Origin of the sequence: Sporosarcina sp. P12(2017) (assembly GCF_002743035.1) — a bacterium.
GTDB lineage: Bacteria > Bacillota > Bacilli > Bacillales_A > Planococcaceae > Sporosarcina > Sporosarcina ureae.
The window spans coordinates 71,920-98,082 of sequence record NZ_PDYL01000014.1 but is presented as its reverse complement, the minus strand read 5'-3'; the positions used below and the strand labels follow the sequence as shown (position 1 = coordinate 98,082).

The 26,163-nt window shown below is 42.7% G+C and carries 23 protein-coding genes, 1 tRNA gene, 1 other RNA gene and 2 pseudogenes; 7 read left to right on the top strand and 20 right to left on the bottom strand.

The genetic code is table 11. The features are described 5' to 3' along the window. Positions 1-570: 570 nt before the first annotated feature. The 3 genes from CSV80_RS12480 to CSV80_RS12470 are packed head-to-tail and all read right to left on the bottom strand — an operon-like array spanning position 571 to position 4,113. Positions 571-1,695 carry a BRCT domain-containing protein gene (locus CSV80_RS12480; protein WP_099671349.1) on the bottom strand — a complete coding sequence of 375 codons (1,125 nt, stop codon included), beginning with the start codon at positions 1,693-1,695 and terminating at the stop codon, positions 571-573. A 20-nt stretch (positions 1,696-1,715) separates the two neighbouring features. Then, positions 1,716-2,150, bottom strand: a complete 435-nt coding sequence (locus CSV80_RS12475) for a hypothetical protein (protein ID WP_099671342.1) — start codon at positions 2,148-2,150, stop codon at positions 1,716-1,718. 37 nt (positions 2,151-2,187) lie between these two features. Next, positions 2,188-4,113: a DUF2075 domain-containing protein gene (locus CSV80_RS12470; RefSeq protein ID WP_099671341.1), complete on the bottom strand. Its 1,926-nt coding sequence runs from the start codon at positions 4,111-4,113 to the stop codon at positions 2,188-2,190. A gap of 211 nt (positions 4,114-4,324) precedes the next feature. Between CSV80_RS12470 and CSV80_RS12465 the strand changes: the two genes are divergently transcribed. Next, positions 4,325-5,176, top strand: coding sequence for a DegV family protein (locus CSV80_RS12465; protein WP_099671340.1), 852 nt, complete (start codon positions 4,325-4,327; stop codon positions 5,174-5,176). A 202-nt stretch (positions 5,177-5,378) separates the two neighbouring features. Here CSV80_RS12465 and CSV80_RS12460 read toward each other — a convergent pair whose 3' ends face one another. The 16 genes from CSV80_RS12460 to CSV80_RS12385 form a co-directional block, all read right to left on the bottom strand. Continuing rightward, entirely contained in the window at positions 5,379-5,621 is a 243-nt protein-coding gene (locus CSV80_RS12460) for a hypothetical protein (RefSeq protein ID WP_099671339.1), read from the bottom strand. Between the two features lie 75 nt (positions 5,622-5,696). Then, positions 5,697-6,434, bottom strand: coding sequence for a Fic family protein (locus tag CSV80_RS12455; RefSeq protein WP_099671338.1), 738 nt, complete (start codon positions 6,432-6,434; stop codon positions 5,697-5,699). Between the two features lie 90 nt (positions 6,435-6,524). Then, positions 6,525-6,885: a transfer-messenger RNA gene (ssrA, locus tag CSV80_RS12450) on the bottom strand. Positions 6,886-6,975: 90 nt separating this feature from the next. After that, on the bottom strand, positions 6,976-7,443 hold the full coding sequence (gene smpB, locus CSV80_RS12445) for an SsrA-binding protein SmpB (RefSeq protein WP_029054058.1): 468 nt from the start codon (positions 7,441-7,443) through the stop codon (positions 6,976-6,978). 42 nt (positions 7,444-7,485) lie between these two features. Continuing rightward, on the bottom strand, positions 7,486-9,867 hold the full coding sequence (rnr, locus tag CSV80_RS12440) for a ribonuclease R (protein WP_099671337.1): 2,382 nt from the start codon (positions 9,865-9,867) through the stop codon (positions 7,486-7,488). A 39-nt stretch (positions 9,868-9,906) separates the two neighbouring features. Beyond that, positions 9,907-10,653, bottom strand: a complete 747-nt coding sequence (locus CSV80_RS12435; protein ID WP_099671336.1) for an alpha/beta hydrolase — start codon at positions 10,651-10,653, stop codon at positions 9,907-9,909. A gap of 61 nt (positions 10,654-10,714) precedes the next feature. Beyond that, complete coding sequence (secG, locus tag CSV80_RS12430) at positions 10,715-10,942, bottom strand: preprotein translocase subunit SecG (RefSeq protein ID WP_029054061.1); 228 nt, start codon at positions 10,940-10,942, stop codon at positions 10,715-10,717. A 110-nt stretch (positions 10,943-11,052) separates the two neighbouring features. Further along, positions 11,053-12,348 carry a phosphopyruvate hydratase gene (gene eno, locus CSV80_RS12425; RefSeq protein WP_099671335.1) on the bottom strand — a complete coding sequence of 432 codons (1,296 nt, stop codon included), beginning with the start codon at positions 12,346-12,348 and terminating at the stop codon, positions 11,053-11,055. 12 nt (positions 12,349-12,360) lie between these two features. Then, a complete protein-coding gene (gene gpmI, locus CSV80_RS12420) occupies positions 12,361-13,887 on the bottom strand; it encodes a 2,3-bisphosphoglycerate-independent phosphoglycerate mutase (protein WP_099671334.1) in 1,527 nt (508 codons plus the stop codon). Then, positions 13,877-14,641 carry a triose-phosphate isomerase gene (gene tpiA, locus CSV80_RS12415; RefSeq protein WP_099671333.1) on the bottom strand — a complete coding sequence of 255 codons (765 nt, stop codon included), beginning with the start codon at positions 14,639-14,641 and terminating at the stop codon, positions 13,877-13,879. Before tpiA ends, gpmI begins: the two co-directional genes overlap by 11 nt. 12 nt (positions 14,642-14,653) lie before the next feature. Beyond that, positions 14,654-15,841: a phosphoglycerate kinase gene (locus CSV80_RS12410; protein WP_099671332.1), complete on the bottom strand. Its 1,188-nt coding sequence runs from the start codon at positions 15,839-15,841 to the stop codon at positions 14,654-14,656. Positions 15,842-15,974: 133 nt separating this feature from the next. Further along, a complete protein-coding gene (gene gap / locus CSV80_RS12405; RefSeq protein WP_099671331.1) occupies positions 15,975-16,982 on the bottom strand; it encodes a type I glyceraldehyde-3-phosphate dehydrogenase in 1,008 nt (335 codons plus the stop codon). A 61-nt stretch (positions 16,983-17,043) separates the two neighbouring features. Further along, positions 17,044-18,069, bottom strand: coding sequence for a sugar-binding transcriptional regulator (locus tag CSV80_RS12400; RefSeq protein WP_099671330.1), 1,026 nt, complete (start codon positions 18,067-18,069; stop codon positions 17,044-17,046). A gap of 126 nt (positions 18,070-18,195) precedes the next feature. After that, positions 18,196-18,429, bottom strand: a complete 234-nt coding sequence (locus CSV80_RS12395) for a glutaredoxin family protein (RefSeq protein WP_099671329.1) — start codon at positions 18,427-18,429, stop codon at positions 18,196-18,198. 993 nt (positions 18,430-19,422) lie between these two features. After that, positions 19,423-20,208: a TPM domain-containing protein gene (locus tag CSV80_RS18110; protein WP_099671328.1), complete on the bottom strand. Its 786-nt coding sequence runs from the start codon at positions 20,206-20,208 to the stop codon at positions 19,423-19,425. Beyond that, the gene (locus tag CSV80_RS12385) at positions 20,205-20,783 is read right to left on the bottom strand and encodes a LemA family protein (protein WP_099671327.1); all 579 of its coding nucleotides are present in this window, start codon (positions 20,781-20,783) and stop codon (positions 20,205-20,207) included. Before CSV80_RS12385 ends, CSV80_RS18110 begins: the two co-directional genes overlap by 4 nt. Before the next feature lie 418 nt (positions 20,784-21,201). Between CSV80_RS12385 and CSV80_RS12380 the strand changes: the two genes are divergently transcribed. The 5 genes and pseudogenes from CSV80_RS12380 to CSV80_RS17880 all read left to right on the top strand — a co-directional run. Beyond that, the gene (locus CSV80_RS12380) at positions 21,202-21,942 is read left to right on the top strand and encodes a metal ABC transporter ATP-binding protein (RefSeq protein WP_099671326.1); all 741 of its coding nucleotides are present in this window, start codon (positions 21,202-21,204) and stop codon (positions 21,940-21,942) included. Next, positions 21,942-22,808 carry a metal ABC transporter permease gene (locus CSV80_RS12375; protein ID WP_099671325.1) on the top strand — a complete coding sequence of 289 codons (867 nt, stop codon included), beginning with the start codon at positions 21,942-21,944 and terminating at the stop codon, positions 22,806-22,808. The genes CSV80_RS12380 and CSV80_RS12375 overlap by 1 nt, the downstream gene beginning before the upstream one ends. Positions 22,809-22,872: 64 nt before the next feature. Next, positions 22,873-23,850, top strand: a complete 978-nt coding sequence (locus CSV80_RS12370) for a metal ABC transporter solute-binding protein, Zn/Mn family (RefSeq protein WP_199083984.1) — start codon at positions 22,873-22,875, stop codon at positions 23,848-23,850. Positions 23,851-24,102: 252 nt separating this feature from the next. Then, positions 24,103-24,219 (top strand): annotated as a pseudogene (locus CSV80_RS18045) (ArsB/NhaD family transporter); the annotation flags it as partial. Positions 24,220-24,271: 52 nt separating this feature from the next. Further along, a pseudogene (locus CSV80_RS17880) lies at positions 24,272-24,603 on the top strand (ArsB/NhaD family transporter); the annotation flags it as partial. Between the two features lie 304 nt (positions 24,604-24,907). Here CSV80_RS17880 and CSV80_RS12355 read toward each other — a convergent pair. Continuing rightward, positions 24,908-24,979 (bottom strand) — tRNA-Arg (locus tag CSV80_RS12355). A gap of 231 nt (positions 24,980-25,210) precedes the next feature. On the opposite strand from CSV80_RS12355, the gene clpP reads away from it, so the two are divergent. Next, on the top strand, positions 25,211-25,807 hold the full coding sequence (gene clpP, locus CSV80_RS12350) for an ATP-dependent Clp endopeptidase proteolytic subunit ClpP (protein ID WP_029054094.1): 597 nt from the start codon (positions 25,211-25,213) through the stop codon (positions 25,805-25,807). The last annotated feature ends 356 nt before the right edge of the window (positions 25,808-26,163 follow it).

Genomic DNA, 26,163 nt, shown 5'->3' with positions numbered 1-26,163 from the left:
TCTGTCACAGTAGCCAAAAGGTATAGTAAAAAAATGGATGTTGACTGTCTCTGTTCAGCTGTCTTCGATTTTTTCCTTGTGGACAGAAAAGTATAGACGGAATATTGTGAACTCATTTATGCGACGCTAGTGTACGAATTTATAAATATAATTCATTGGCATAACAGGTACAACTAATTCAGCCTCTAAAAAATCCAACATATGTCTTCCTTCAAATAAATTGGGTTCTCGTAAATAAGATTCAGGCGTTATTGTCTCAACACCGTCCCAATAAAGTAGGGATTTGTAAATCCAGTCTGTTTTTGGCACGGTGATATTAGGAAAATACAATAAATTATCCATAACTTAATTCCCTTCCTTCTATATATTTAATATAATGAAAATTAATATAGGTTCATGTTCATAAAATTTCATAATTATTTAAATACTTTTTTTCGTACAGACACATCAAATAATATTACTTATTGAGTAAACTAAATATTATATGATTCCTACGCATGTAGTCTAATTGAGAATTACTAATGTTTTATATTAGACCCATTATATTACTTTCCATTCGTCTATCTGCCTTTACTCAAGCAACATCCTATTAAAACTAGACGCTGCAATCAACTTAATGTTAAATTCTTCAGCTCGCTTAAGCATTACATAATCTCCATCATCAGTGTAAATCATATAATCCACGTTCTTACCACTTGGGCTTTTATTAACTGATGCGCCCATATCTTCAAGGATTTTAATAACTCTTTTCTGAACACTAGCTTTTAAACAAGCAACATTAACTTTTTTACCGTAGAACTCAGGTAGTTGTTTGTATGGACTTTCAATATAAGAATCATTCATTATCTTCCGATTAAAAGTTGACTTAGAGTCATCTTTTACGATATTATCTGCTTGCTCTAAGTTTATATCATTAAAAACAATGTCTATAAACCATTCGTCTGTATATAATGGTATTTCTAATTCATTAGCTCTGTCGATTTTACTTTGACCTACTTTTTCACCGCATATTAGGTAATCGGTTTTCTTAATAACACTATTACCAACTGAAGCGCCACATGCCACGGCTATCTCCTGCATTAAAACACGTGGAAACTGTGATGCACCTGTAAACACTAGATGTTTACCTTCAAATGCAGACGACTCACCTTGCAATTGCATGCCTCGTTCAAGCAAATTTTTTGCTTTTGATTTAAATTGGGATGGTAATGGTTTGAATAACGGTATCCATGTTTTAGGATTTGCTTTTTTAATAACATTATACAAAGCAAAAACATCTCCAAGAGCTGTATGGGAATGTCTTTGATCTACATTGAAATAATTAGATACGAAACTCATTGAATAGGAGAATAAATGTGGATGTTCAATCCTTAATGCACGTACTGAATCATAAACTGGATAGTCTTCTGGCAACCAGTTATAATAAACTAAAAATTTACGATCAAATGATGCGTTATGAGCAATTATCGGGTAATTATATTTTTCAATTATATATTTAAATGAATTACGATATTTATCATTTACTGATATATCTTCATATCCCTCGCCCATCCCATCGTATATAAGTTCAACATCACATACTTTTCCTAAGTGTAATTCATCAACTATTACATCATTTTCTACTACAAGGACCGCCACTTCAAAAATACCATCTTCAACTTGAAAACCTCGTGTCTCTAAATCAACAATAATCATATTCTCCAAAATAATCACTCCTATTCAATGTTTAGTTGATAGTTGAAGGTCTGCATCATATATTCTGTTATTTCATGAAGAGTATTAAATAAAAGTCTAGTATCTTTCATCCTAAAATTATAGTGAGAAGTATATCTACTTTTTCTTATTTCAAACGCAGATATAGTTTTCTTCATTTTATCGTTTGTACCTTCTACAGTATCACGTAAAATAATTTCAAATTGATATCGAGCAAACTCTCGTCCATTATTTTGTACTACAATTAGAGCTTCACTTTTTAGATTATTAAACACAATTTCTTCAACGTCATATAATCCTTTTGATGACCAATTGTCTAACTTCTTTGTTTCATAAGCTTGTAAACGATTTGAATTATGAAATCCTGTTAGTCTAACTTTATTTCCTGTTATATTAACAATACCGCTATTCAAGTCATTAATTCTAGTTTGCAACATGATATCTCCACCCTTTAATATCTAATCATTTCATTAATCAATAACCTTCCCTCTCATCCACCAAATACAACAACTGCTCCTGATCCCTACGATTCGCCGTCACTCTTTTCAATCGTTCCTTCAAATAAGACTGCAACTCTGGATTAGTACAATAAATAAAGCATCCTTTTTGTCCGCGTGTCATCAGCGTTCGGTACGTGTTACGGATAATCGGATCCGCCACCTCATAAGCTTTTTCAGGATCTTCTTTAGCTAGCTTCTTAATCCCTTTCAGTGATTGATCCGACTTTGCGCGCTTAGTGAAATCCGTGACTAGTTTCCCGTCCTCCATGCGAAGATCGTCCCCTATAATCACACCGACATAGTCAAACTCTAATCCTTGCGCAGTATGGATGCACCCTGCTTCACGAACAGATGAATTCTCTATAGCCCATGTGTTTTCTATGTTCCAACTAATACCGAAATCATACTCGGGAACCGTAATGTCATAATGGTCTACGTCACGCCGATTGGATTTTGGCCACTCCCAGCAGTACCCCGCCATCAGACGTGATTTGTTATTTCTTTCATTGAGCTTTTCAATTTCCTCAAGCATTTCATTCGGATCCTCGTAAATCCTGAAATCGTAGTCCATCCCCATATCATTGATGTTTGCAGTATGTCGAATTTGCAATACATCATCCAGCCATGCAATATAGCCGTCTGATCCGCCACAACGAAATTGCGACACTAGCTCACGTGAAATAATTTCAGCCCCTAGTTCTTTCGCATATTTTTCGATCGTTTCTATACTGCCAATGTCGTGTATGGTGACTTTCTGATGTTCATCAATAAAGAAAATCGTAAATTGAGAGCCTTTAATCAGTTCTTTAACCTGATTCTCTCCTAGATTGCGAAATAAGCCTGATTTCTCATTTAATCGATGAGCTTCGTCGACGATTAAAATATCAAATTCATTTGGCTCTACTTCTGTAAAGCTGCCAGATCCTTTGAAGAGATTATCAATATGGGACTTTTTAAAATCCTTTTTCAGCTTTGTAGAATAAATATGCCGCGGCGCAGCATTCTTCGTTACATACATCGCTACCAGTTCTTCAGCTATCAACTTCACCATTAAATTAATAGCGAGCACCGATTTACCTGTACCGGGTCCCCCTTCCACTATCATCACTTGTTTAGTTCCTGTCCGGATACTATTGAGCGCTAAGTGGAATGCCTCTTCATAGAATACTTTCTGCTCATCGATCATGATGAACTCTTCATTTCCTTTTAGCATGTTGTTCAACGCATCCTGAAGAGATTTTGACGGTCGGATTCTACCATTTTCAATCTGATAAATTAAATGATTGCGGTCACCTTCGCGTATGTACTTTTTAATGAATGTCCGCAACTTGGAAATTTCACCTTTAACAAAAACAGGTGCTTTTTCTAGATGATCTGCATAGTAATCATCTGTTAACGGATCATTATCTGTTTTTCGATAGTTATGTAGGTAAGCACACGGTTCCAAACGAATTTCTTGTTGCTGTACGTTTTCATTGAAGTCTTCAATTAGCGCCGCATACGACCATGCTTGATAGGAGGGATGGACGACTTCTCTAACGCCTCCACCAACATATGTGCGAACCAACGCATCACGGGATGGTACTTTCTCTACTTCTTCCCACTGCTTTAATTCTACAATGACTACATGATCTTGCGTCCCGTCATTACCCGCAATAAGAAAGTCCACCCGCTTGGATGTATTAGGAATATTGAATTCAATAGCGACTGCTGCATCGCGCGGTATATCGTCATCCTGCATCACATTGGACATTTTCTGCAAAGAATTTTCCCACGAACGAATCTCCGCTTTACTCGTTCTCCCTATCTTCTTTTGATAGGAGCTATATAACCGATCAATCAACAGTTCATTTACGACATCACCAACAAATTGTTCTTTAGTCGATTCATATATAATCAATGCATCACCTACATACTTTATATTTACGTTCTATCCACATCTTACCATTATAATAGTATAGCGACAATACTTGACAAAATAATCAGTATACTACGAACTACTTTTTCTTGCATTTCATAAATCCAATATACATCGCCTATTTATCATGTATAGTTAAAGTGAATTCAAAAACCTACACATCTAATAAAATGCAAACTGGAGGCGACACACAGTGAATAAAATCATCCTAACAACCGAAAGCGGTGCCGACTTGCCGGAGTTTCTATCAAAGAAACATAATATACAAGTAGTACCCATGCACGTCATCATGGACGGCCAAGACTATTTAGACGGTCATCTACCTGTACAAGACATCTTTGATTTTTACAACCGTACCAAAAAGATCCCTTCCACCGCTGCCACGAATACCCATGAGTACCAAGAGTTTTTCAAAAAGATCCGAACAGAATTTCCTGACTGTGTAATCGTTCATATAGGGTATACATCAAAGGCGTCTGTTTCCTTTCAAAATGCATTAACAGCAGCGGAAGAAGTAGAGGATATATATTTAATAGATGCATTAAACGTTACAGGCGGATTAACTGCGGTGATTATGTATGCGGTTGCTCTGCTGGAGGAAGAACCTGAAATGGATCCTGTCCACTTGGTAAAGAAAATCGAAGCAAAGGTTCCAAAAGCAAGACTTGCCTTCGTTCCTGGTAGCTTAGACTTTTTACGGGCTGGCGGACGAGTCAGCAATATGGCGTATCTTGGCGGGGCTTTGTTAAAAATCAAACCATGTATTGAATTAGTGGAAGGTAAGCTTGTTTCGACTAAGAAATATCGTGGAAAAATGAGCAAAGTGGCTGAAAGTTTATTGCTTGATTATTTACAACAATACGATATAGATCGACAACAAATATATTTCATATACTCGATCGGACTAAGTGAAACTATTAAAGAACGGATCAATGAAATTGCATCGGAAAAAGGATTTGAAAATATTCTTTGGATGGAAGCGGGTGGTATGATCTCGACACATTCCGGTCCTGGAGGATTTGGGATTGCGGGGATAGAAATTTAACGTCAAAAAGGTACCTGGGTTTGTACAGGTACCTTTAACTATGTTGAGCCCTATCCAATAAAACTCAAATACCGTTCTCAACAACAAACGAGCTCCATTGCCATCAGTGAAGGTATTTTCCAACCTGCTATGAAGGATTGCAGCTCCGTCCACAACTATAGATTGTCTGTTTATTTTTATAAGAAAACCCTCATCAAAAACCTTACTGTATATATTTCCAAACATCTTCCACAGATTCATAACGAAAAATATTAGACAATAACAGCCCCAATGCAATCGAGTCTGCCCGCATAATCGCTTCTTTAATGTCTACTGGTAATTTGCCGAATCTCTCGGTTAATTGAATGGCGGCAATTTCCGCTAGTGCTTCTTCTTTACCGATTTGTTTACCCTTTTCAATTCCTATTTGCAATCCTTCTTCTCTCCACTGATCTGCCAACGACATAGCTAACTCACTTCCTTCTGAAAGGTTCAGTATCTACACATGTTAGATTAGCTACTGGTCTATAGACAACTACGACTAATCTAAAAACTCTAAATACCGTTCCAATTCCATCTCTTCATAATCCACAACAAACTCCACAAACCCTTCATAATCCCCTGTAACAGCAGCCCGATCCAATAACTCATAATACTCAAACCGACGCTCAGTCTCAATAATAATTGGTAAATAACCTGATTGCACGAGCTCTAAATTCAACAATAAGCGAGCCGTCCTACCATTACCATCAGTGAATGGATGGATATTTACAAACTTACTATGAAGAATCGCTGCTCTTTCCACTGGATGAAAATTTGTAGTAGCATTGTACCATTCAATCAAATCCGTCATTAACTGTGGCACCACTACAGCATCAGGTGGCGTATGAGAGGCACCTGATATGATTACATTCTGCTCTCTATACTTCCCGGCATTGGCTCTATCTATTGAATGCAAGACGATACCATGCAATTCTTTAATCACTATTTCTGAGAAAGGCTGATTTTGCTGCACAATTTCTTCCGCAACTAAAATTGCTTCCTTATGATTAATAGCTTCTAGATGCTCTCTCATGGATTTACCGGCAATAGTTATTCCATCTTCCAGCACTGCTTTTGTTTCATAAACCGTTAACGTATTTCCTTCAATTGCATTGGAGTGGTACGTACTTTTAATTAGAAAATCCTCTTTAAGACTTCGAATCAGTTCCTTAGATAGTGGTCGTTGCTGATCAACTTTCTTCTTCAACAATGAAATTGTATCCAGTTTTTCTATCATAGTGCATATACCCTCCTATTAAAATAAGGGATATCACACAAGAGGTTCTCTTGTACAATATCCCTTACTTACTATTACACCTTAATCTCATAATGGAGACGGTGGGAGTCGAACCCACGTCCAAAGGCTCTGCTACTTCAGCGTCTACGCGTGTAGATTGATCATTTAGGTTTCGCGCAAGCATTCTGCCATCAATCAGGGCTTCCTGTGCGCTATTCCGGGAATCTCTTATGACACCCTCAGAATGCAGATGTCATCGTAGCTCACTATAAGTGAACCTTACGCCTCCACATGAGCGATGGAAACGGAAGGTAGATTCAACAGCTTACGCTGCGAATGCTAGGTTGTTGTTTGTTTTGCCAGTTATTATTAACTGTCGTTTCTGACGGAGACGATCCCTCCGACGCGCAGCTCAAGCCCAGACCACCCCTGTCGAATCCGTAACGTCCCCGAAGGAAAGTCCGGAACCCAGGCCCGTTTCACTTAAAACGGCGGGTCGTACTTGAAACTATCTATAGTATACAATAAATCGGCGGGATTATCAATCTTGTTGATTGGCTTTGAATGCTCGTTGCATATCACGCTTATGCTCTTTTTCTTTCAAGTCTTGGCGCTTATCATAGAGTTTCTTCCCTTTACCTACGCCGATTAATACTTTAGCAAAGCCGTTTTTAATATACATTTTCAACGGGATAATCGAATAGCCTTGTTGTTTCATCGTGCCTGTGAGCGAAGCAATCTGTTTTTTGTGCAAAAGTAATTTTCGCACGCGAACGGGATCATGGTTATGGATATTCCCTTGTTCATATGGACTGATGTGCATATTCGACAGCCATGCTTCGTTATTACGGATTAATATAAAGGCATCACGCAACTGGACTTTCCCTTTGCGGATTGATTTGATTTCCGTTCCTTTTAGCACGATGCCTGCTTCAATCGTTTCTTCAATTGCGTAATCAAAATTCGCCTTTTTATTGACGGCGAGTACTTTACCGGTTCCTTTGGCCATGCAACTTCCTCCCTGACAGAAGACCGGAGACAGGCTCCAGTCTTATTTTTTCTTCGGACGTTTCTTAGATTTCTTTGGCATACCTTCGTAAAACTTCTTCTTTGGTTTTTCATATTTTTTATTGCGCTTGTCGCTAGAACTTTTCGCTCCGCCACCAGCACCTGATTTACTACTCGACCCTTGGCTTCTTCCTCTACCTGCACCTTGGCCCCTGCTCTTACCTCTGCTAGCCTGGATCACTTTTGGTGACTCTTTACGAGAGCCTCGGAAGTTTTCTTTCATTCCAACGATTTCGAAGTCCACTGCTTGCTCTTCTGGTTTAACAGATGTCACACGCACTTTTACTTCGTCCCCGATACGGTATTGTTTCGCTGTACGTTCCCCGATCATCATCATTTGGCGATCATCGAAGCGATAATAGTCGTCGTTCATGTTCTTGACATGGACAAGTCCTTCTATCGTATTTTCAAGCTCTACAAAGATTCCGAAGTTCGTAACAGAAGATATGACTCCTTCAAACTCTTCCCCAACTTTATCGAGCATAAACTGTGCTTTCTTCAGTGCGTTCGTATCACGCTCTGCATCTACTGCACGGCGTTCACGTTCAGACGTGTGCTGCGCAATCTCAGGCAGTGTAGCGGACCAATGTGCAACCGTTTGAGCCGATGTGTCTTTATTGAATAAATACGTACGGATCAGGCGGTGAACGATTAAATCTGGATATCTTCTGATTGGTGCAGTGAAGTGCGTGTAGTAGTCCGTTGACAAACCGAAGTGACCGATACTGTCTTGGAAGTACTTCGCTTGTTGCATCGAACGTAATAACATCGTTGAGATCAATGATTGTTCTGGCAGTCCTTCGATTGATTCCACAATTTCTTGTAATGCACCTGAATCGACTTGTTTATCCGTTCCTTTGACGACGATTCCGAATGTCGTAAGGAACTCGAAGAAGCGTTGTAATTTCTCTTCTTTTGGATCTTCGTGGATTCGGTATAAGAAAGGTACTTTCATCCGGTCGAAGTGCTCTGCAACAGTCTCGTTGGCAGCTAGCATGAATTCCTCGATCAACCGTTCGGATACTGTACGCTCGATAATGACCACGTCTGTCGGCCAGCCGTTTTCATCTACTAAAATTTTGGATTCTTTGAAGTCGAAGTCGATGGCACCACGGTCTTGACGCTTCTTACGGAAAATGCTTGCCAGTTTGGCCATGTCGTTTAGCATCGGTACGATCTCTTCGTATTTCTTCGATAGTTCTTCCTCTTGATGCTCAATGATTTGGTACACTTCATCGTATGTCATGCGGTAATTGGAGTTAATGACACTCGGATAAATATCATGATCAATGACTTTACCGTTCATATCGACTTTCATTTCGCATGTCAATGTTAAGCGATCTTCTCCTGGATTGATGGAACAGATGCCGTTCGACAATCGATGCGGTAACATCGGAATGACGCGGTCTGTCAGATAGACACTCGTACCACGGTCTGCTGCTTCTACGTCCATTGGAGAGTTCTCTGTTACGTAGTAGCTCACGTCTGAGATATGGACAAATAGACGATAGGATCCGTTGTCTTCTTTGAAGACTGAAATCGCATCATCCAAGTCTTTTGCATCGGCACCGTCAATGGTCATCGTCAATTCTTTACGTAAATCTTTACGGCCTTCGAAGTCTTCCGGCTGAACTGTCGTCGGTACACTATTCGCGTGTTCCATGACGTCTTTAGGGAATTCGATTGCAATGCCATGTTTGTGAATAATTGATAGGATGTCTACACCTGGGTCGTTTTTATGCCCGAGAATCTGTGTGATCATGCCAGTCGCATTATTTTCATCGCTTGGCCAAGCCGTGATTTCAGCAATAACTTTCTGACCGTCTACCGCTTCCAATGAATGACCTTTTTCGATGTACAAGTCCATTGGCAATTTCTTGTCATCCGGTAAGACGAAACCATATCCTTCATGTGCTTGATATGTTCCGACAACTTGTGTCGTTTTACGCTCGACGACTTTCGTGATCACGCCTTCGCGACGATCTCCAAATGAGTCGTCTGATACGCGTACCAAGACGATATCGCCATTCATTGCGCCGTTTACTTCATGTGGTGGGATGAAGACATCATCGCCCTCTACTTCCTCTGGTGCCACAAAGCCGAAGCCTTTTGCGTGACCGATGAATTTACCGCGAAGTAAATTCATTTGTTCAGGCAAGCCATAGCGGTTATTGCGTGAACGAACGATTTTCCCGCTCTGTTCTAATTGTACGAGCATTTTCACTAAGTCTTTAAATTCGTCCGCCTGTTCTAAGCCGAGTGCTTCTTGTATCTCGTGCACAGTGGACGGCATATAGGATTTTTCTTTTACTAAAGACATAACCCGTTCTTGTAACTCTTTTATATTTGGTTCCAAAAAAACCATCTCCTCCTTTTGTTCCTTTAGTTATATCTTCCCCTAATTTCACTCTTGCCAATCAAGGGATTCTAAAAAATGTAGTATATTTTCGTGAAGTTGTGCTTTTTCGGGACCTAGTGTAATGACATGTCCCGATTCTTCGTACCATTGTAGTTCTTTTTCTGTAGATTCAGCTTCGTCATAGATGATTTGTGCGGAATTCGGGTCGATTACATCGTCGTGACGCGATTGAACAACGAGTAATGGTGTGTAGATGCAGTCGACTTGATCGCGCACGCCCTGTACCATGGATTGTAAACCGTCTAGACCTGGCATAGACTTCGTTTTCAAGTCGTCCATTTCTAATTTAATTTGCTCGTCTGATAGGCCCGCGAACTTTTTGTAGTCTCGTGCATATTTCAGCACGCCTGACCACATCAAGTCGGTCGTTTTCATCGTCATCGGTGCACACATCGTCACGATGCCTTTTAGCGGAAATTGCGCTGCAAGCTTTAGTGAAAATACGCCACCGAGCGATAATCCCGCCACAGCAATCTCTTCATATCCTGCCTCTTTCAGTTTATTATATGCATCCAGTACATCTTGCCACCACTGGTCAGGATTGGTCTCGATCAATTCTTCAGGCGGCACACCATGACCGCGGTAATGTGGTGCCAATGAAGTGTAATTATGTTTTTCAAGGAAGCGGCCGAGCATCCGCACATCCGCGGATGTTCCTGTAAAACCATGCAATAGTAATACCGCACGTTTTCCATGTTGAAAGAAGAATGGTTTCGGTTGGGCAATTCGCATGTATTTCGTTCCTTTCTACGAAAAGCGCCTGACCGTTCAAACATGGTCAGGCGCTTGCATTTTATATTTTCATGATCGCAATAGTTAGGACAAAAAATAAGACGGATAAGACGATAGTCGCTCTTTGTAGAACGAGATCTAATCCACGTGCTTTTTGTTTTCCGAAAAGTTGCTCTGCGCCTCCGGAGATGGCCCCTGACAGTCCCGCACTCTTACCGGATTGCAATAAAACGACTACTATTAATGCTATAGCTACGACTATCAGCGATGCTGTGAAAACGGCATGCATGTTTTTCCACCTCCAAAATAGCAAGTTACAACATTTCTATTCTAACAAAGCTAGTCTCTCGGCACAACCTTTTGTTACGGATTATGCCGATTGACCAGTAATAGAAGCTATTATTTATTCAAATTATAGAATGTCTCTTTGCCTAGGTACTGTGCTGTTTCAAACAATTGATCTTCGATACGAAGCAATTGATTGTATTTCGCGACACGATCCGAACGAGAAGGTGCACCCGTTTTGATTTGGCCAGCGTTTGTAGCGACTGCGATGTCTGCAATCGTCACGTCTTCTGATTCACCTGAACGGTGAGAAATAACTGCAGTGTAGCCTGCGCGTTTCGCCATTTCAATTGCATCGAATGTTTCAGTCAATGTACCGATCTGGTTTACTTTGATCAGAATTGAGTTACTGATGCCTTCTTTGATTCCACGTGACAGTTTTTCTGTGTTTGTCACGAATAGATCGTCACCCACTAATTGAACTTTGTTGCCAAGACGTTCTGTCAATAGCTTGTGGCCATCCCAGTCGTTCTCGTCCAAACCGTCTTCGATCGACACGATTGGGTACTTTTCGCAAAGCTCTTCATACCAAGCAACCATTTCTTCAGATGTTTTACGAATATCTTCACCTGCAAGGTAGTAGTTGTTTTGGTCTTGATCGTAGAACTCAGAAGAAGCTACATCCATCGCAAGCAAGATGTCTTCGCCTGCTTTGTAACCTGCTTTTTCGATTGCTTCGATAATAGTAGACAGTGCTTCCTCGTTAGAAGCTAAGTTCGGAGCAAATCCGCCTTCGTCTCCAACTGCTGTGTTCAAGCCTTTACCGTGAAGAACCGTTTTTAGGCTGTGGAAAATTTCCGTGCCCATGCGAAGTGCATGACGGAAAGATTCTGCGCCAACCGGCATGATCATGAATTCCTGGATGTCGACGTTGTTATCTGCGTGCTCTCCACCATTTAAGATATTCATCATCGGTACCGGCAATTGCTTCGCGTTGAATCCGCCAAGATGCTGGTACAATGGAATGTCTAAGTAATCAGCTGCTGCGTGTGCAACTGCCATAGAAACACCAAGGATTGCGTTTGCGCCAAGCTTGCCTTTATTCTCTGTACCATCTAATTCGATCAAGGCTCTGTCGATGACGACTTGATCCAACACAGAATAGTTTTCTTCTAGTTCAGAAGAGATCACTTCATTGACATGATCTACTGCTTTCAATACGCCTTTACCGTTATAACGATTTTCGTCGCCGTCACGTAGTTCTACCGCTTCATACTCCCCAGTAGATGCACCGGATGGTACGATGGCACGTCCAAAGGCACCGCTTTCTGTGAATACTTCTACTTCTACAGTTGGATTGCCTCGTGAATCCAATACTTCTCTAGCTTGAATGTGGGTAATGATTGGCATGAAAATCTCTCCTTAGAATAATGATTTTCCGGTCATTTCAACCGGTTGTGGAATTCCTAACATTTTCAACATCGTCGGTGCTAAGTCTGCAAGAATGCCGTCTGTACGCAGCACTACATCTGGATTCGTGACAATGACAGGTACAGGATTTGTCGTGTGTGCTGTCATAGGTTGTCCACCAATTGTAGTGACTTCATCCGCATTGCCGTGATCCGCTGTAATGATAGCCGATCCGCCTTTTGCAGATAAGGCGTCAATGATCCGGCCTAAACATGTATCAACCGTTTCAATCGCTTTAATGGTTGGCTCTAGCATTCCGCTATGACCGACCATATCCGGATTCGCGAAGTTCAGGATGATGGCATCTTGTCGTTCCGCTTCGATTTCCGCAACTAACGCATCCGTTACTTCGTATGCGCTCATCTCCGGCTTCAAATCATACGTCGCGACTTTCGGCGAATTGATCAGAATGCGGGTTTCGCCTTCAAACGTCTCTTCGCGTCCACCACTCATAAAGAACGTCACATGCGGATACTTTTCCGTTTCCGCGATACGCAACTGACGCTTGCCTTGGTCTTCTAGCACTTCACCGATTGTTTTGGTTAGATTGACATTATGAAATACAATGTCTGCTACTACATCATCATTATAATGCGTAAAGCCGACAAAATGTAAGTCCGTAAAATTTTTCACGCCTCGATCGAAGCCATCAAAGTCTGGTTGCGTGATCGCACGTGACATTTGAATCGCACGGTCTGGACGGAAATTGAAGAAAACGACCGCATCTCCGTTTTCGATCGTCGCTACCGGCTTGCCGTCTTGTTGAATGACAAACGGCTCGACAAACTCATCATGTATTTCTTCGGCATACGAAGCGCGGACTCCTTCTTCTGCTGAATCACAATGAGGTCCGATACCATACACCATGGCGTCATACGTCTTCTGCACACGTTCCCAGCGCTTGTCGCGGTCCATCGCAAAGTATCTGCCGGACACCGTCGCGATCTGACCGACACCTACTTCTTCCATCACATCTTCCGTACGTTTGATGTAAGGAAGAGCTGTCGTCGGTCCCACGTCACGTCCGTCGAGAAATGCATGCAAGTAGACACGCTCTACGCCATGTTCTTTCGCCATTTTCAATAAAGCGAATAAATGTTCATAATGACTGTGAACGCCACCGTCTGACACCAGTCCCATTACGTGAAGTGCAGAGCCCTTCGTTTTGACATGCCCCATCGTCTCAAGCAATGTCGCGTTCTCAAAGAACTCACCTTCACGAATCGACTTGTTGATGCGCGTCAAGCTCTGATAGACGATACGCCCCGCACCAATATTCAAGTGACCTACTTCAGAGTTCCCCATTTGTCCTTCTGGTAACCCTACGGCTTCACCACATGCCGTTAATGTTGCGTGAGGGTAGTTCTCCCACAGCAAGTCAAAGTTCGGAATGTTGGAGTGTGCTACCGCGTTGCCGTACGTTTCATCTCGTAAGCCGAAGCCGTCCAAGATAATTAACGCGACCGGTTTATTCACCATGAGTTCCAGCCTCCACTAATTTTACGAATGCTGCCGGATCAAGACTTGCTCCTCCGACTAACGCACCGTCAATATTGTCCTTGCTAAGTAATTCAGCGATATTTTCTGGTTTCACACTACCGCCGTATTGAATACGGATAGCATTTGCTACGTCTGTTGAGTAGAGTGTTTCGACCTTATGACGAATCGCTGCACATACTTCATTAGCATCTTCAGCCGTTGCAGTTTTGCCTGTGCCAATCGCCCAGATAGGTTCGTAGGCAATAACGGACTGTTTCGCTTGTTCCGCTGTGACACCGAAAAACGCTTTTTCTACTTGCGCTGAGACGATTGAAACCGTTTCAAGTGCTTCGCGTTGCTCTAACGATTCTCCTACACATACTATCGGTACGAGGTGATGGTTGAACGCTGCCAGTACTTTTTTATTCACGGTATCGTCTGTTTCATTGAAATACTGACGACGCTCGGAATGTCCAAGAATGACATACTGTACGCCTAAGTCTTCCAGCATAGCCGGGCTGATTTCGCCTGTGAATGCCCCTTCGTCGGTATCATGCATCGTTTGAGCGCCTACTTTGATCGCAGTCGTTTCAAAACGTTGTAGTAAATCGTTCAGATACAATGCCGGTGGGCAGATGACTGCTTCGACTTGATCTGATGCCGTGAGTTGTCCTTTAATGTGTTCCGCAAAATCTGCAGCTTCACCAGATAATTTAAACATTTTCCAGTTGCCCGCAATGATTCGTTTTCGCAAAAGAATTCCCCCTTATTCTCGATCTTGTAATACAGCGACTCCTGGCAATTCTTTGCCTTCCATAAACTCGAGTGATGCGCCGCCACCTGTAGATACGTGATCCATTTGATCCGCTACTTCAAACTTTTCCACAGCCGCTGCAGAGTCTCCTCCGCCAATTACCGTATAAGCAGCTGTTTCTGCCATTGCGTCCGCCACTGTTTTCGTGCCGTTTGCAAATGGTTCCATTTCGAACACACCCATCGGCCCGTTCCAGATGACAAACCTGGAGTCTTTAATCACTTGCTCGTAACGCGCTGCTGTTTCCGGTCCGATATCCAGACCCATCCAGCCTTCTGTAATTGCATCGACTGCAACCGTATTAGTTTCTGCATCCGCTGCGAACTTATTCGCTACGACTGCATCTGTTGGCAAGTATAGATTCACTGCCTTTTGCTTCGCCTTCTCAATGAAAGACTTCGCCAACTCTACTTTATCTTCTTCTACTAATGAATCTCCAGTTTCATGACCTTGTGCGCGCGTGAATGTATACGACAATCCGCCACCAATCAATAAGTTGTCGACTTTATCCAACAAATTGTCGATGACGCCGATTTTGTCTTTTACTTTCGCTCCGCCAATGATTGCTGTGAACGGACGATCGGGATGAGACAATGCTTTTCCGAGAACATCTAATTCTTTTTCGAGTAGGAAGCCAAGAACCCCCGGTATGTACTCTGCAATGCCAGCAGTAGAAGCATGTGCACGGTGCGCCGTTCCGAATGCATCATTTACAAAGACGTCTGCAAGTTCTGCAAATTGTTTGGATAGTCCCGCGTCATTCTTCTCTTCGCCTGGATTAAAGCGAACGTTTTCCAGCAAGATCACGTCGCCGTCTTTCATTTCCGCAATCGCTTTTTCTACTTCTTCACCGATGGATGAATTCAATTTCTTCACAGGTTTCCCAAGAAGCTCAGACAATTTATCGCCAGCAGGTGTCAAACGCATATCTTCTTTCACTTCGCCTTTAGGACGTCCTAAGTGGCTAGCTAAAATAACCTTTGCCCCCGCGTTTGTCATATACTCAATTGTTGGTAAAGCTGCTCTAATGCGTGTATCATCCGTTACCTTTCCGTCTTCCATTGGTACGTTGAAATCCACGCGACAAAATACGCGTTGACCGTTCAATTTAATATCTCTAATCGTCTTTTTCGTGTTCATTCAATAAGTCCTCCTTGGCTTAAATACAAAAAGAGGAACGGGGTTCTCCGTTCCTCTCACCCATATTTATTCATTATAATCGGTAACTTGTGGAATGGCTACGATTTATAACAGAATTCATGGTTTTCTCAGCTTATAGGCCTTGTTTATTCATATATCGTGCAAGATCGATACAACGAGCGGAGTAACCGGACTCATTATCGTACCAAGAAATGACTTTTACCATATTATCTTCCATAACCATTGTAGACAAACCATCTACTGTGGAGGAAGCTGTGTTGCCATTGTAGTCAACAGATACTAATGGCAAGTCACTGAAGAACAGAAGTCCTTTTAATTCGCCTTCAGATGCTTTCTTCAATGCTGCGTTGACTTCTTCTACCGTTACGTCTTTTTCTAATTCCGTCACAAAGTCAACAAGTGAAACGTTTGGAGTTGGCACACGTACCGCCATTCCATCTAGCTTTCCTTTCAGTTCAGGAATTACTTTCGTTACAGCAGAAGCTGCACCTGTTGTCGTTGGAATCATCGACACGCCAGCCGCACGCGCACGTCGGTAGTCGGAGTGTGGTAGATCCAGAATCTTCTGGTCGTTCGTATACGAGTGAATCGTCGTCATCATACCGCGCTTAATACCGAATGAATCATTCAATACTTTCACGACAGGTGCTAAACAGTTCGTCGTACAAGACGCGTTCGATACGATATGGTCGTTCGCTGCATCGTACGTTCCTTCATTGACACCCATGACAAGTGTTGTCATTTCACCTTGTGCTGGAGCCGACAAGATCACTTTCTTCGCGCCTGCATCGAGGTGCTTTTGCAATCCTTCTTTTGAACGGAAGACACCTGTACAATCGATGACGATATCTACGCCAAGGTCTTTCCAAGGTAGGTTCGCAGGATCTTTTTCTGCAAACACACTAATCTTTTTGTCATTAACACGAATTGAGGATTCATCTGATTGCACATCTGCGTCGAAAATACCGTGTACTGAATCATATTTCAATAAATGAGCCAACATCGATGCATCCGCTAAATCATTGATTGCCACTACTTCCATATCTTCTGTTGCAAATGCTTCGCGAAGTACCAAACGTCCAATTCGTCCAAACCCATTAATCGCTATTTTCACTGCCACAATAAATCGCCTCCGTTAAAGTAGTTGTATCATTTCGCCTTTTAGGCATTATCTCTGCGGTTTACATGAGCGACAGCATATTCTGTGCTGCCCCTTCATCTGTTATCAAAATTGTTTGGGACGGTGCACTTGCTAAATACGACAGCAGTGCTTCCGCTTTACTCGCTCCGCCAGCTACTGTGAACACGAGCGGAACGTCTTGCAATTGCTCCATCTGAATTCCAACTGTTCGGATACGATGGACAATTTCACCTTGCTGATTGAAATAAAAGCCGAATGCTTCTCCCTTAGCTTGCCGGTCCCGTAGAATGTGTTGTTCTTCTTCGGAAGAGTTTCGCAATACAGCCATCTTCGTCGCATCCCCGACACCGTGGATCACGCAATCGGTGCGACTATATAACTCCAACATCTCTTTCGCAGCGGGCTCATGCTGGAATACCGCATGTGCTTCTTCACTCAGAGTATCTGGATAATAAAACGCTTTGTATGTCGCTTGACACGATTCTGCAAACGAAGCAGCAATCATATTCGCCTGTAACCCAACTTCTTCCCCAACGCCACCTCTTGCTGCAATGAATTGCACATTCGGCAATTCGTCTTGCTGCATAAACGAGGGAATCGCGGCTACTGAACTGCCACCAGTTACAGCGACAATTTCATTCCCCTTAATGCGCGAGCGAAATTGTTTCGCCGCTTGCATGCCGAGCAGCTTTTTCGTCAAAGGTGAATCATCGGAATCCCCTTCCACAACATGTACTTTTAGAATGCCGAGACGCTCCGCCAACTCATTCGCAAGTTGTCGTCTGCCCGATTTCTCTTCCATCGTATCATGCAATACAAAGAGCACTTCTATACCTTTTTCAGTAGTGGATACGCCTTCTTTCGCAATATGCACCAATTCTTGTTCTTTCATTAAATCGAGCATCGTACGTGTTTCCCTTTCGGAATAACCAGACATGGAACTAAGTGTTCGTCTGCCGACAGGCCCCGACGCTTTAATCAATTTCAACATCTGATAGCGTTGCTCGATCAACAGCGGAAGTTCTGGTACAAGCGCGAGTTGCGCTTCGTAAAATGATAAGTTCACTCACATCACTCTTTTCAAGTGGGTTATATTCGGTCCCTGTTAGTTATTCTTGTCCCACCTAGTGTAAAAAAATACTATACATGAAGTATAGCATGTTCAGAAATGAAACACAATAAGAAAGCGTTTTCATTGTTCAGTTAATTCCAAAACCTCGATATAGCCGATATTTCCATATGCTAACACTTGTCCTTCGTGCTCAATGACCGGGATCATCAACATATACTTCTCGTGGATTTCGTCATCTTCTTCTATATTAATCGTCTGCCACTCGAGCGGGTAATCTTCTGCGACCAAGTGAAGCATTCGTTCTGCTTCTTCGCATAGCGCACAATTGGGTTTTGTGTAGAATTGAATTTTCATTGGTGGGTCACCTCGTTTTTACTTATGATGTCATGGAATGGGTTGTTTTTCTAGTGATTTGCATTTTTTTTGCGGAGGATTGGGTGGGGTTTGAGCGATTGTTGGGGTGGATTGAGCGGTTCGCGTGGGGGTATGAGCAGTTGCGGTGTTACATAGAGCGGTTAACGTGGAACTATGAGCGGGTGTGGATCGCGATAGAGCGGATAGCGTGATTCATTGAGCGGCGGCAAACCGCAAATGCCAATGAGAGATGGCGCGGCGGATACAATGTGGGAAGATGAGCTGGCGGGCCGCGGGATTAGAGCGGATACAGGGCTGCATAGAGCGGTGAACGTGAAGCTATGAGCGGATGTGGTCCACGATAGAGCGGATAACGCTACACATAGAGCGCTCGCGAGACCACATTGAGCGGATAGCGGGATTCATTGAGCGCTGCCCTGCAACCACTGCGGAAAGATAGGTGGCGCGGCGGTTACTATGTGGGAAGATGAGCCGTCGTGCCGCGGGATTAGAGCGGATACAGGGCTGCATAGAGCTGGTAACGTGGAACTATGAGCGGGTGTGGATCGCGATAGAGCGGATAACATTACGCATAGAGCACTCGCGGGACCACATTGAGCGCATAGCGGGATTCATTGAGCGGCAGCAAACCGCAAATGCCAATAATAGATGGCGCGGCGGTTACTATGTAGGAAGATAAGCTGTCGTGCCGCGGGATTAGAGCAGATGCAGGGCTGCATAGAGCGGATAACGTGATATTATGAGCGGATGTGGGCCACGATAGAGCGGATAACGCTACGCATAGAGCGCTCGCGGGACCACATTGAGCGGATAGCGGGATTCATTGAGCGGCAAATCGGGAACTATGAGCGGTTTAAGAACTGTTTAGAGCGCACCCGCCACCACATAGAGCACTTAACCAACCAACCCAAACAAAAAAAGTGACAACAACTCAAAATTCGAGTCATCGTCACTTTTCTGCGAAGCAAGCCATTACCAACTTCGGCCTGCTCCGCCACCACCACCGGAACCACCGCCGCCGAAGCCACCAAAGCCTCCACCGCCGCTACTTCCACCTCCGAAGCCGCCGCCACCGGAGCCAGGGAAAAATATCGGGCCGACGCTAGATCGGCCACGTGGACCGCCACCGCCTCTTCCTCCGCCGCCGAAAAAGACGCGGAAGAGTATATAGAGAACGATGATCACGATAATAATTGACGGCATGCCTACGTCTTCTTCACCTTGCTCGGGGTATACGACTGGCAACTCATCGCCTTCTAGCCCGTATTCTGCAGCTATTTCATTATAGAATGCTTTGTACGCTTCCATAATCGCGAGGTCTGGTTGTTCTTTAATTAAATAGGGCATCGCCAGTTCGTCAATATAACGTCCCACTTTACCGTCTGGAAGTGCTCCTTCCAAACCGTAGCCAGTCGCTAAATAAAACTTACGATCGATACCTGCCGCCTCATCTTTTTCTGTGGAAACGACAAGCAATGCGCCGTTATCCATTTCTTTATCGCCTAATTGCAATTCACGAAGCAACCGTAATGCATATTCCTCAACAGGCTCGCCTTCAAGAGAATATACTGTACGAACAGCGAATTCTGCTTTCGTTGCTGCTTGCAAGCGAATTCCGTACTCTTCTATCTCCGCTTCTTGCGTAGGTGATAAAATGTCCGCGTCATCTACTACCACATCTGTAATCGCATGAACGGTCGTAGTACCGGTAAGGGCCACTAGTAGCGCTACGAGGAACATGCAGACGCGGTTGATCACTTCACGTCATCCCCGAAATCGACTGATGGCGGTTGTTGCGCCCCTTCGACCGCTTTGAAGTATTCTTTTTCATCGAATCCGAAGATCGAAGCGACGATTTTACCTGGGAAACGTTTCACTGTTCTATTAAAAGCAGACACGACGTCGTTATAATCTTTACGTGCAACGGCGATACGATTTTCCGTACCTGCTAATTCATCCATTAATTGTTGGAAGTTCTGGTTCGCCTTTAAGTCAGGATAGTTTTCTACAACTACTAATAAACGACTTAACGCGCTAGACAGTTCTGAATCTGCCGCTGCTTGTTCTTCAGGACCTTGTGCCCCGGCCATTTTACTACGTGCATTCGCAATGTTTTCAAGCACCTCTTTTTCATGGGAGGCATATCCTTTCACCGTATTCACTAAGTTTGGGATTAAATCTACTCTACGTTGTAACTGCGTTTCGATTTGCGCATACGACTGATCAACATCTTCTTCCAAGTTCACTAACTTGTTGTAAGAAGGAACGATCATAATCGCCGCGATAATTACTAACACGATAATGGCTATAAGCGGGCCAGCAAGTTTCTTCATTGATCACTACTCCTCTCGTCATCTCATTAGTATGTACTTACCCTACTTCTTTCACTCACCAAACTTCCCGTCGCGATATTTTTAACGTTAGTATTTGGGTCTATGTCCAGTTTACTTTCTATATATAAGCATAAACTACATACAATATGACGCATCTATTGAATTAAATGTGCTTCTAGATAAAATCCACAAGAATACTTCTCAAAAACTACTTTACAGGAATTTTTAAGTAAGCTATACTATTGAAAGTTGCGCTAGGGAAACAATATAGTCCTAATCATGCATTAGAGTTGCATAGAGGAAACTATTGTTTTATATTATTACTTATAAAAAAACTATAATGCTTCTTGAGTAAAATAAAAGTTGTATTCCTTTTATCTAAAAGTTGCACTAGGGAAAGAAAAGAGGAGGAAACTGGATGATAGATCCGATCACAGTCAATAATGTAAGTGTTTCGTATGACGGAAATGAAGTCGTAAAAGACGTTTCTTTTTCATTTGGAGCTGGTAGTTTGATTGGTGTTCTCGGGCCGAATGGTGCGGGTAAATCTACACTGATGAAAGCCATGCTCGGCTTAATTCATAAAGATCAAGGAGATGTGAATTTCGGCAGTAAGACGGTGGATTCCATGCGTAAGCAAATTGCTTATGTTCCTCAGCGTTCCAATATCGACTGGAACTTCCCAATCATCGTGAAAGATACGGTTTTGCTTGGTACGTATCCTAAGATCGGCTTACTAAGACGTCCTCGTAAAGCAGATAAAGAATGGGCAATGGAGTGTTTGAAGCAAGTAGGAATGGAAAGCTTCGCTAATCGCCAAATTGGTGAGTTATCGGGCGGCCAGCAGCAGCGGGTATTTCTTGCACGTGCACTAGCCCAAAAGGCGGACTACTTCTTTCTTGACGAACCATTCGTAGGGATTGACGTATCCAGTGAAGAGATTATTATTGGCATTTTGCGCGAGATGCAAGCGGAAGGCAAAGTAATTTTTGTTGTTCACCACGACTTGTCAAAAGTAAAAAAATATTTTGATGGGCTGATTCTCATTAATAAAGAGTTAATTGATGCAGGTCCTACTAGTAAAGTGTTCCAGTCAGACAATATGGCGAAAGCATATAACCGTGAATTTATGATCGACGGCTTGGAGGTTTCTATGTAATGGAGTTTATTCAAGACTTAATGACGTACAGTTTCTTACAGAAAGCATTTATTACGTCGATCATGGTCGGCATCATTTGTGGAGTGATTGGAAGTTTCATCGTTCTTCGAGGAATGGCTTTGATGGGTGATGCGATTTCCCACGCTGTTCTACCGGGTGTTGCCATTTCTTATATGCTTGGAATTAACTATTTCTATGGCGCAGTGTTTACAGGTGTTCTTACAGCATTCAGTATCGGTGCTATATCTCAAAATAGTCGAATCAAGAATGACTCCTCTATCGGGATTGTCTTTTCAGCGTTTTTCGCTCTCGGGATTATTTTAATCACACAAGCTAAAAGCGCGACGGACTTAACGCAGATTTTATTCGGTAACGTGTTGTCTGTCCGCAGTTCTGATATGTGGCTGACATTGATTATCGGTGCAATCGTCATTTTAGTAGTAGCGTTGTTCTTTAAAGAACTCCTCGTTTCTAGTTTTGACGAGACGATGGCTGCAGCTTATGGTTTGAAAACGCGTCTGATTCACTACGCGATTATGTTTTTATTGACATTGGTTACAGTCGCTTCATTACAGACTGTTGGCGTGATTCTCGTTGTCTCTTTATTGATCACACCCGCTTCTACAGCGTATCTGTTAACGAATCGCCTCTCGGTCATGGTCGTACTAGCAGCATTTTTTGGTGCAGTATCTTCCATCGCCGGACTGTATTTCAGTTTTTTGTACAACATGCCGTCCGGACCTGTGATCGCATTGGCAGCGACAGCCATTTTCGTCCTAGCCTTCCTATTCTCACCTAAGCAAGGCATTGTTGTCAGTATGTTCAGGAAGAAATTCAAACGTAAATCAGTTGCAGGCGCAAACTAGTAAGGAACCAACCGCCGCGGCGGTAATATAAATTTATTATTCATAAAGGAGTAGAGTGTATTACATGAAGAATTTAGCAAAATGGCTAACCTTGTCATTGCTCGCTGTGTTTATGTTAGCGGCATGCGGTAATGATGATGAAGGCAAGAAGACAGAAGGTACGGACGACGGTGACAAAGTAGCGGAAACAGGCGACAAGTTGAAAGTCGTTACGTCATTTACAATTATTGCGGATATGGCACGAGAAATTGGTGGCGATTACGTTGATGTATACAACTTAGTACCAACTGGAACGGACCCTCATGAATATGAGCCATTGCCCAATGATATCAAAGCCGCAACAGATGCAGAAATATTATTCTATAACGGTTTAAATCTTGAAGGCGGAGAAAAAGGTTGGTTCTTCAAAATGATGGATTCCGTAAGACAGAAAGACGAAAACATTTATAGCTTGACTGAAGAAGTAGAACCTATGTATATCGGTGGAGAAGATGGTAGTGACGAGGAAATCAACCCACACGCGTTTATCGATCCAGCTGTTGGTGTCAAGATGGCTGAAGCTATGCGCGATGCATTGATTGAAAGACACCCGACAGAGAGCGAAAAAATTAAACAACAAGGTGACGAGTACGTAAAACGTCTTCAAGAACTGGATGAGGAATTTGCAGAGCGTATTTCTACAATACCTGAAGAAAACCGCGTACTTGTTACAAGTGAACGTGCATTCCAATACTTGAATGACCACTATGGTTTGAAAGAAGCATTCATCTGGGAAATCGATACGGAAGAGAATGGTTCACCTAAGCAAATCAAAGAACTCGTTCAATATATCCAAGATCACAAAGTTCCCGTATTATTTGTAGAATCTAACGTAGACTCTCGCCCAATGGAAACTGTTTCTGCAGAGACTGGCGTTCCAATTGCTGAAAAGAAGATCTACTCTGACGAAATCGGTAACCCTGGTGACGAGATTGATACGTATGTAAAATACTTAAACTACAATATGGATCTCATTCATGATGAGTTGAGCAAAGAACGATAATTTTCTCGGTCAACCAACTCGAGATAAAAAGGAAGCCACACTCCCCTTGTGGCTTCCTTTTTTATTTGTGTATATAAAAATATTGAACATGCAAGTCTAAACCTATATGTCATAGAGACTAAAAAATATAGGAGTATTTTATAAATGCTACAGAAATGGGACGTTACTTAAAAACGATAGGCGATCAATCCCGATTATAATTATTGAAGTTATTGCGGGTGCCTACTATTGAATGTAGCCAATAGGAGTACCATGCAAATAATACTAGCATCTACTATATTTCTACTCACGCTAGTCTTGGTTATTTGGCAACCGCGTAACCTATCAATTGGCTGGTCTGCATTACATATGGCGTGTTTTGCCAAAGGAAGCAGCGTACGGATGTTTTTTACTAGTCATCCTGCTTGTTGCCGGAGTAGCAGGATTGAGGTCTGTACTGACTGGCTTGATCGAGTGGACATCAAGTCACGGCTTGCATGCTGCTACGATTGTATGGGATTCATCGCAGCAATCCAGGACGCAGCGGTACCACCTGATGTGCGGGAGGCGTTAATTTATGCAAATGTGATCGGGTCTGATTTAGGTCCGAAGATGACACCAATCGGCTCGCTGGCGACGTTGCTTTGGTTGCATGTACTGTCGTTAAAGGGTGTGCGTACTTCATGAAGGTATTATTTCATAGTAAGTAGTGTATTGACTGTGCCTACGCTTCTGATTACGTTGATGGGGTTATGGTGGCTATCGGTTTCTTGAAATTAGGAACGATGGGGATTGGTGCTTCACCCCCATGTAAACACTACCTAACTCTCACAAACATTCACGTTTATCTCCGGAGCATTACTTCGGTTCTGAATTTCTACCGATGATTTATTCATAGGAAAAAGTAAACAAAATGAATATAACTTATTAAAAAAGAACACACTCAATGAGATTACTTACACTTTTTCTCATCGAGTGTGTTCTATTTATATCTTTCCAATGTCGTAAAAAAACAACGATTGGATGCGCGATCCAAATGGACCATGACAAACAACCGTTGTTTAAGATAGAACCTTGATGCCCTCGGCGGGAGTCGAACCCACATTTTGAGCTTCGGAGGCTCACGTGCTATCCATTGCACCACGAGGACTAAACGTGTAGTATCAAGCTTTAACTATAATTTCTCCACTACAGAAAAAAGCTTTTCATCTGTAAGAGACATCTTCCATTATATCGTAGAATATAATGAAAAGCAATGTGTATTTTTAAGGCAAATGATTTGACCTTTGTTGACCTTAATAGGTAAAATACAGTTATAGTTGAAATACGAAATGATTTCAACCGAACGAATATTATGAAGTAATTAAAGGAGGAAGTCTAATTGAATCTAATTCCTACAGTTATTGAACAAACAAACCGTGGTGAGCGAGCGTACGATATTTACTCTCGTCTATTGAAAGACCGTATTATCATGTTGGGGAGCGGCATTGACGACAACGTAGCCAACTCTATCGTTGCACAACTGCTATTCCTAGAAGCTGAAGATCCAGATAAAGATATCTCCATTTACATCAACAGCCCAGGTGGAAGTATCACAGCAGGTATGGCAATCTACGATACAATGCAATACATTAAGCCAGACATCCGCACAATCTGTGTAGGTATGGCAGCATCTATGGGAGCATTCTTGCTAACAGCTGGTACAGAAGGTAAACGTTACGCTTTGCCAAACGCAGAAGTAATGATTCACCAACCACTAGGTGGCGCACAAGGTCAGGCAACTGAAATCGAAATCGCCGCAAAACGCATCTTGCACCTACGTGAAAAACTAAACCAAATCCTAGCAGATCGCACTGGCCAGCCAATCGACGTCATCGCAAAAGACACAGACCGCGATAACTTCATGACTGCCGAACGCGCTAAAGAATACGGTCTAGTCGACCACGTTCTAGAACGCAGCGAAATCGAAAAGAAATAACAACAACAGGTTGTCCGGAAAGCCAAATGGCCTTCCGCGACAACCTTTTTATTTTGTATTTTATATGGGTTTGGGTTTGGGTTTGGGTTTGGGTTTGGGTTTGGGTTTGGGTTTGGGTTTGATTTTGATTTTGATTTTGAGCTAAGTCTATATTTATGGTCTTACTCCTTACAAAACAAATGCATCAGCATTCAAATATAAAAGACGACACTAGTTGGTCGGAGTGGAAGGCGGCTCCCGATGGATCAGCCCGATCAGGTGAGACAACCAAAAGAGAGCGAAGCGAACTGGTTGGCTCACCGCGGGCCCATGGGAAAGCGTCCGCCTGGAACGCAGACCAACGGCTTCTCCACGCC

Coding starts and splice junctions, on each gene's coding strand:
- gpmI (WP_099671334.1), bottom strand. CDS start 13,887: ATGGTGAATAAACCGGTCGCGTTAATTATCTTGGACGGCTTCGGCTTA.
- CSV80_RS12375 (WP_099671325.1), top strand. CDS start 21,942: ATGGAGTTTATTCAAGACTTAATGACGTACAGTTTCTTACAGAAAGCA.
- CSV80_RS12455 (WP_099671338.1), bottom strand. CDS start 6,434: ATGATAGAAAAACTGGATACAATTTCATTGTTGAAGAAGAAAGTTGAT.
- rnr (WP_099671337.1), bottom strand. CDS start 9,867: ATGGTTTTTTTGGAACCAAATATAAAAGAGTTACAAGAACGGGTTATG.
- secG (WP_029054061.1), bottom strand. CDS start 10,942: ATGCATGCCGTTTTCACAGCATCGCTGATAGTCGTAGCTATAGCATTA.
- CSV80_RS12395 (WP_099671329.1), bottom strand. CDS start 18,429: ATGAAAATTCAATTCTACACAAAACCCAATTGTGCGCTATGCGAAGAA.
- smpB (WP_029054058.1), bottom strand. CDS start 7,443: ATGGCCAAAGGAACCGGTAAAGTACTCGCCGTCAATAAAAAGGCGAAT.
- CSV80_RS12370 (WP_199083984.1), top strand. CDS start 22,873: ATGAAGAATTTAGCAAAATGGCTAACCTTGTCATTGCTCGCTGTGTTT.
- CSV80_RS12475 (WP_099671342.1), bottom strand. CDS start 2,150: ATGTTGCAAACTAGAATTAATGACTTGAATAGCGGTATTGTTAATATA.
- eno (WP_099671335.1), bottom strand. CDS start 12,348: ATGCCAATCATTACCCACATTCAAGCTAGAGAAGTATTGGATTCACGA.
- CSV80_RS12410 (WP_099671332.1), bottom strand. CDS start 15,841: ATGAACACGAAAAAGACGATTAGAGATATTAAATTGAACGGTCAACGC.
- CSV80_RS12435 (WP_099671336.1), bottom strand. CDS start 10,653: ATGCGAATTGCCCAACCGAAACCATTCTTCTTTCAACATGGAAAACGT.
- CSV80_RS12380 (WP_099671326.1), top strand. CDS start 21,202: ATGATAGATCCGATCACAGTCAATAATGTAAGTGTTTCGTATGACGGA.
- CSV80_RS12385 (WP_099671327.1), bottom strand. CDS start 20,783: ATGAAGAAACTTGCTGGCCCGCTTATAGCCATTATCGTGTTAGTAATT.
- CSV80_RS12460 (WP_099671339.1), bottom strand. CDS start 5,621: ATGTCGTTGGCAGATCAGTGGAGAGAAGAAGGATTGCAAATAGGAATT.
- CSV80_RS12480 (WP_099671349.1), bottom strand. CDS start 1,695: ATGATTATTGTTGATTTAGAGACACGAGGTTTTCAAGTTGAAGATGGT.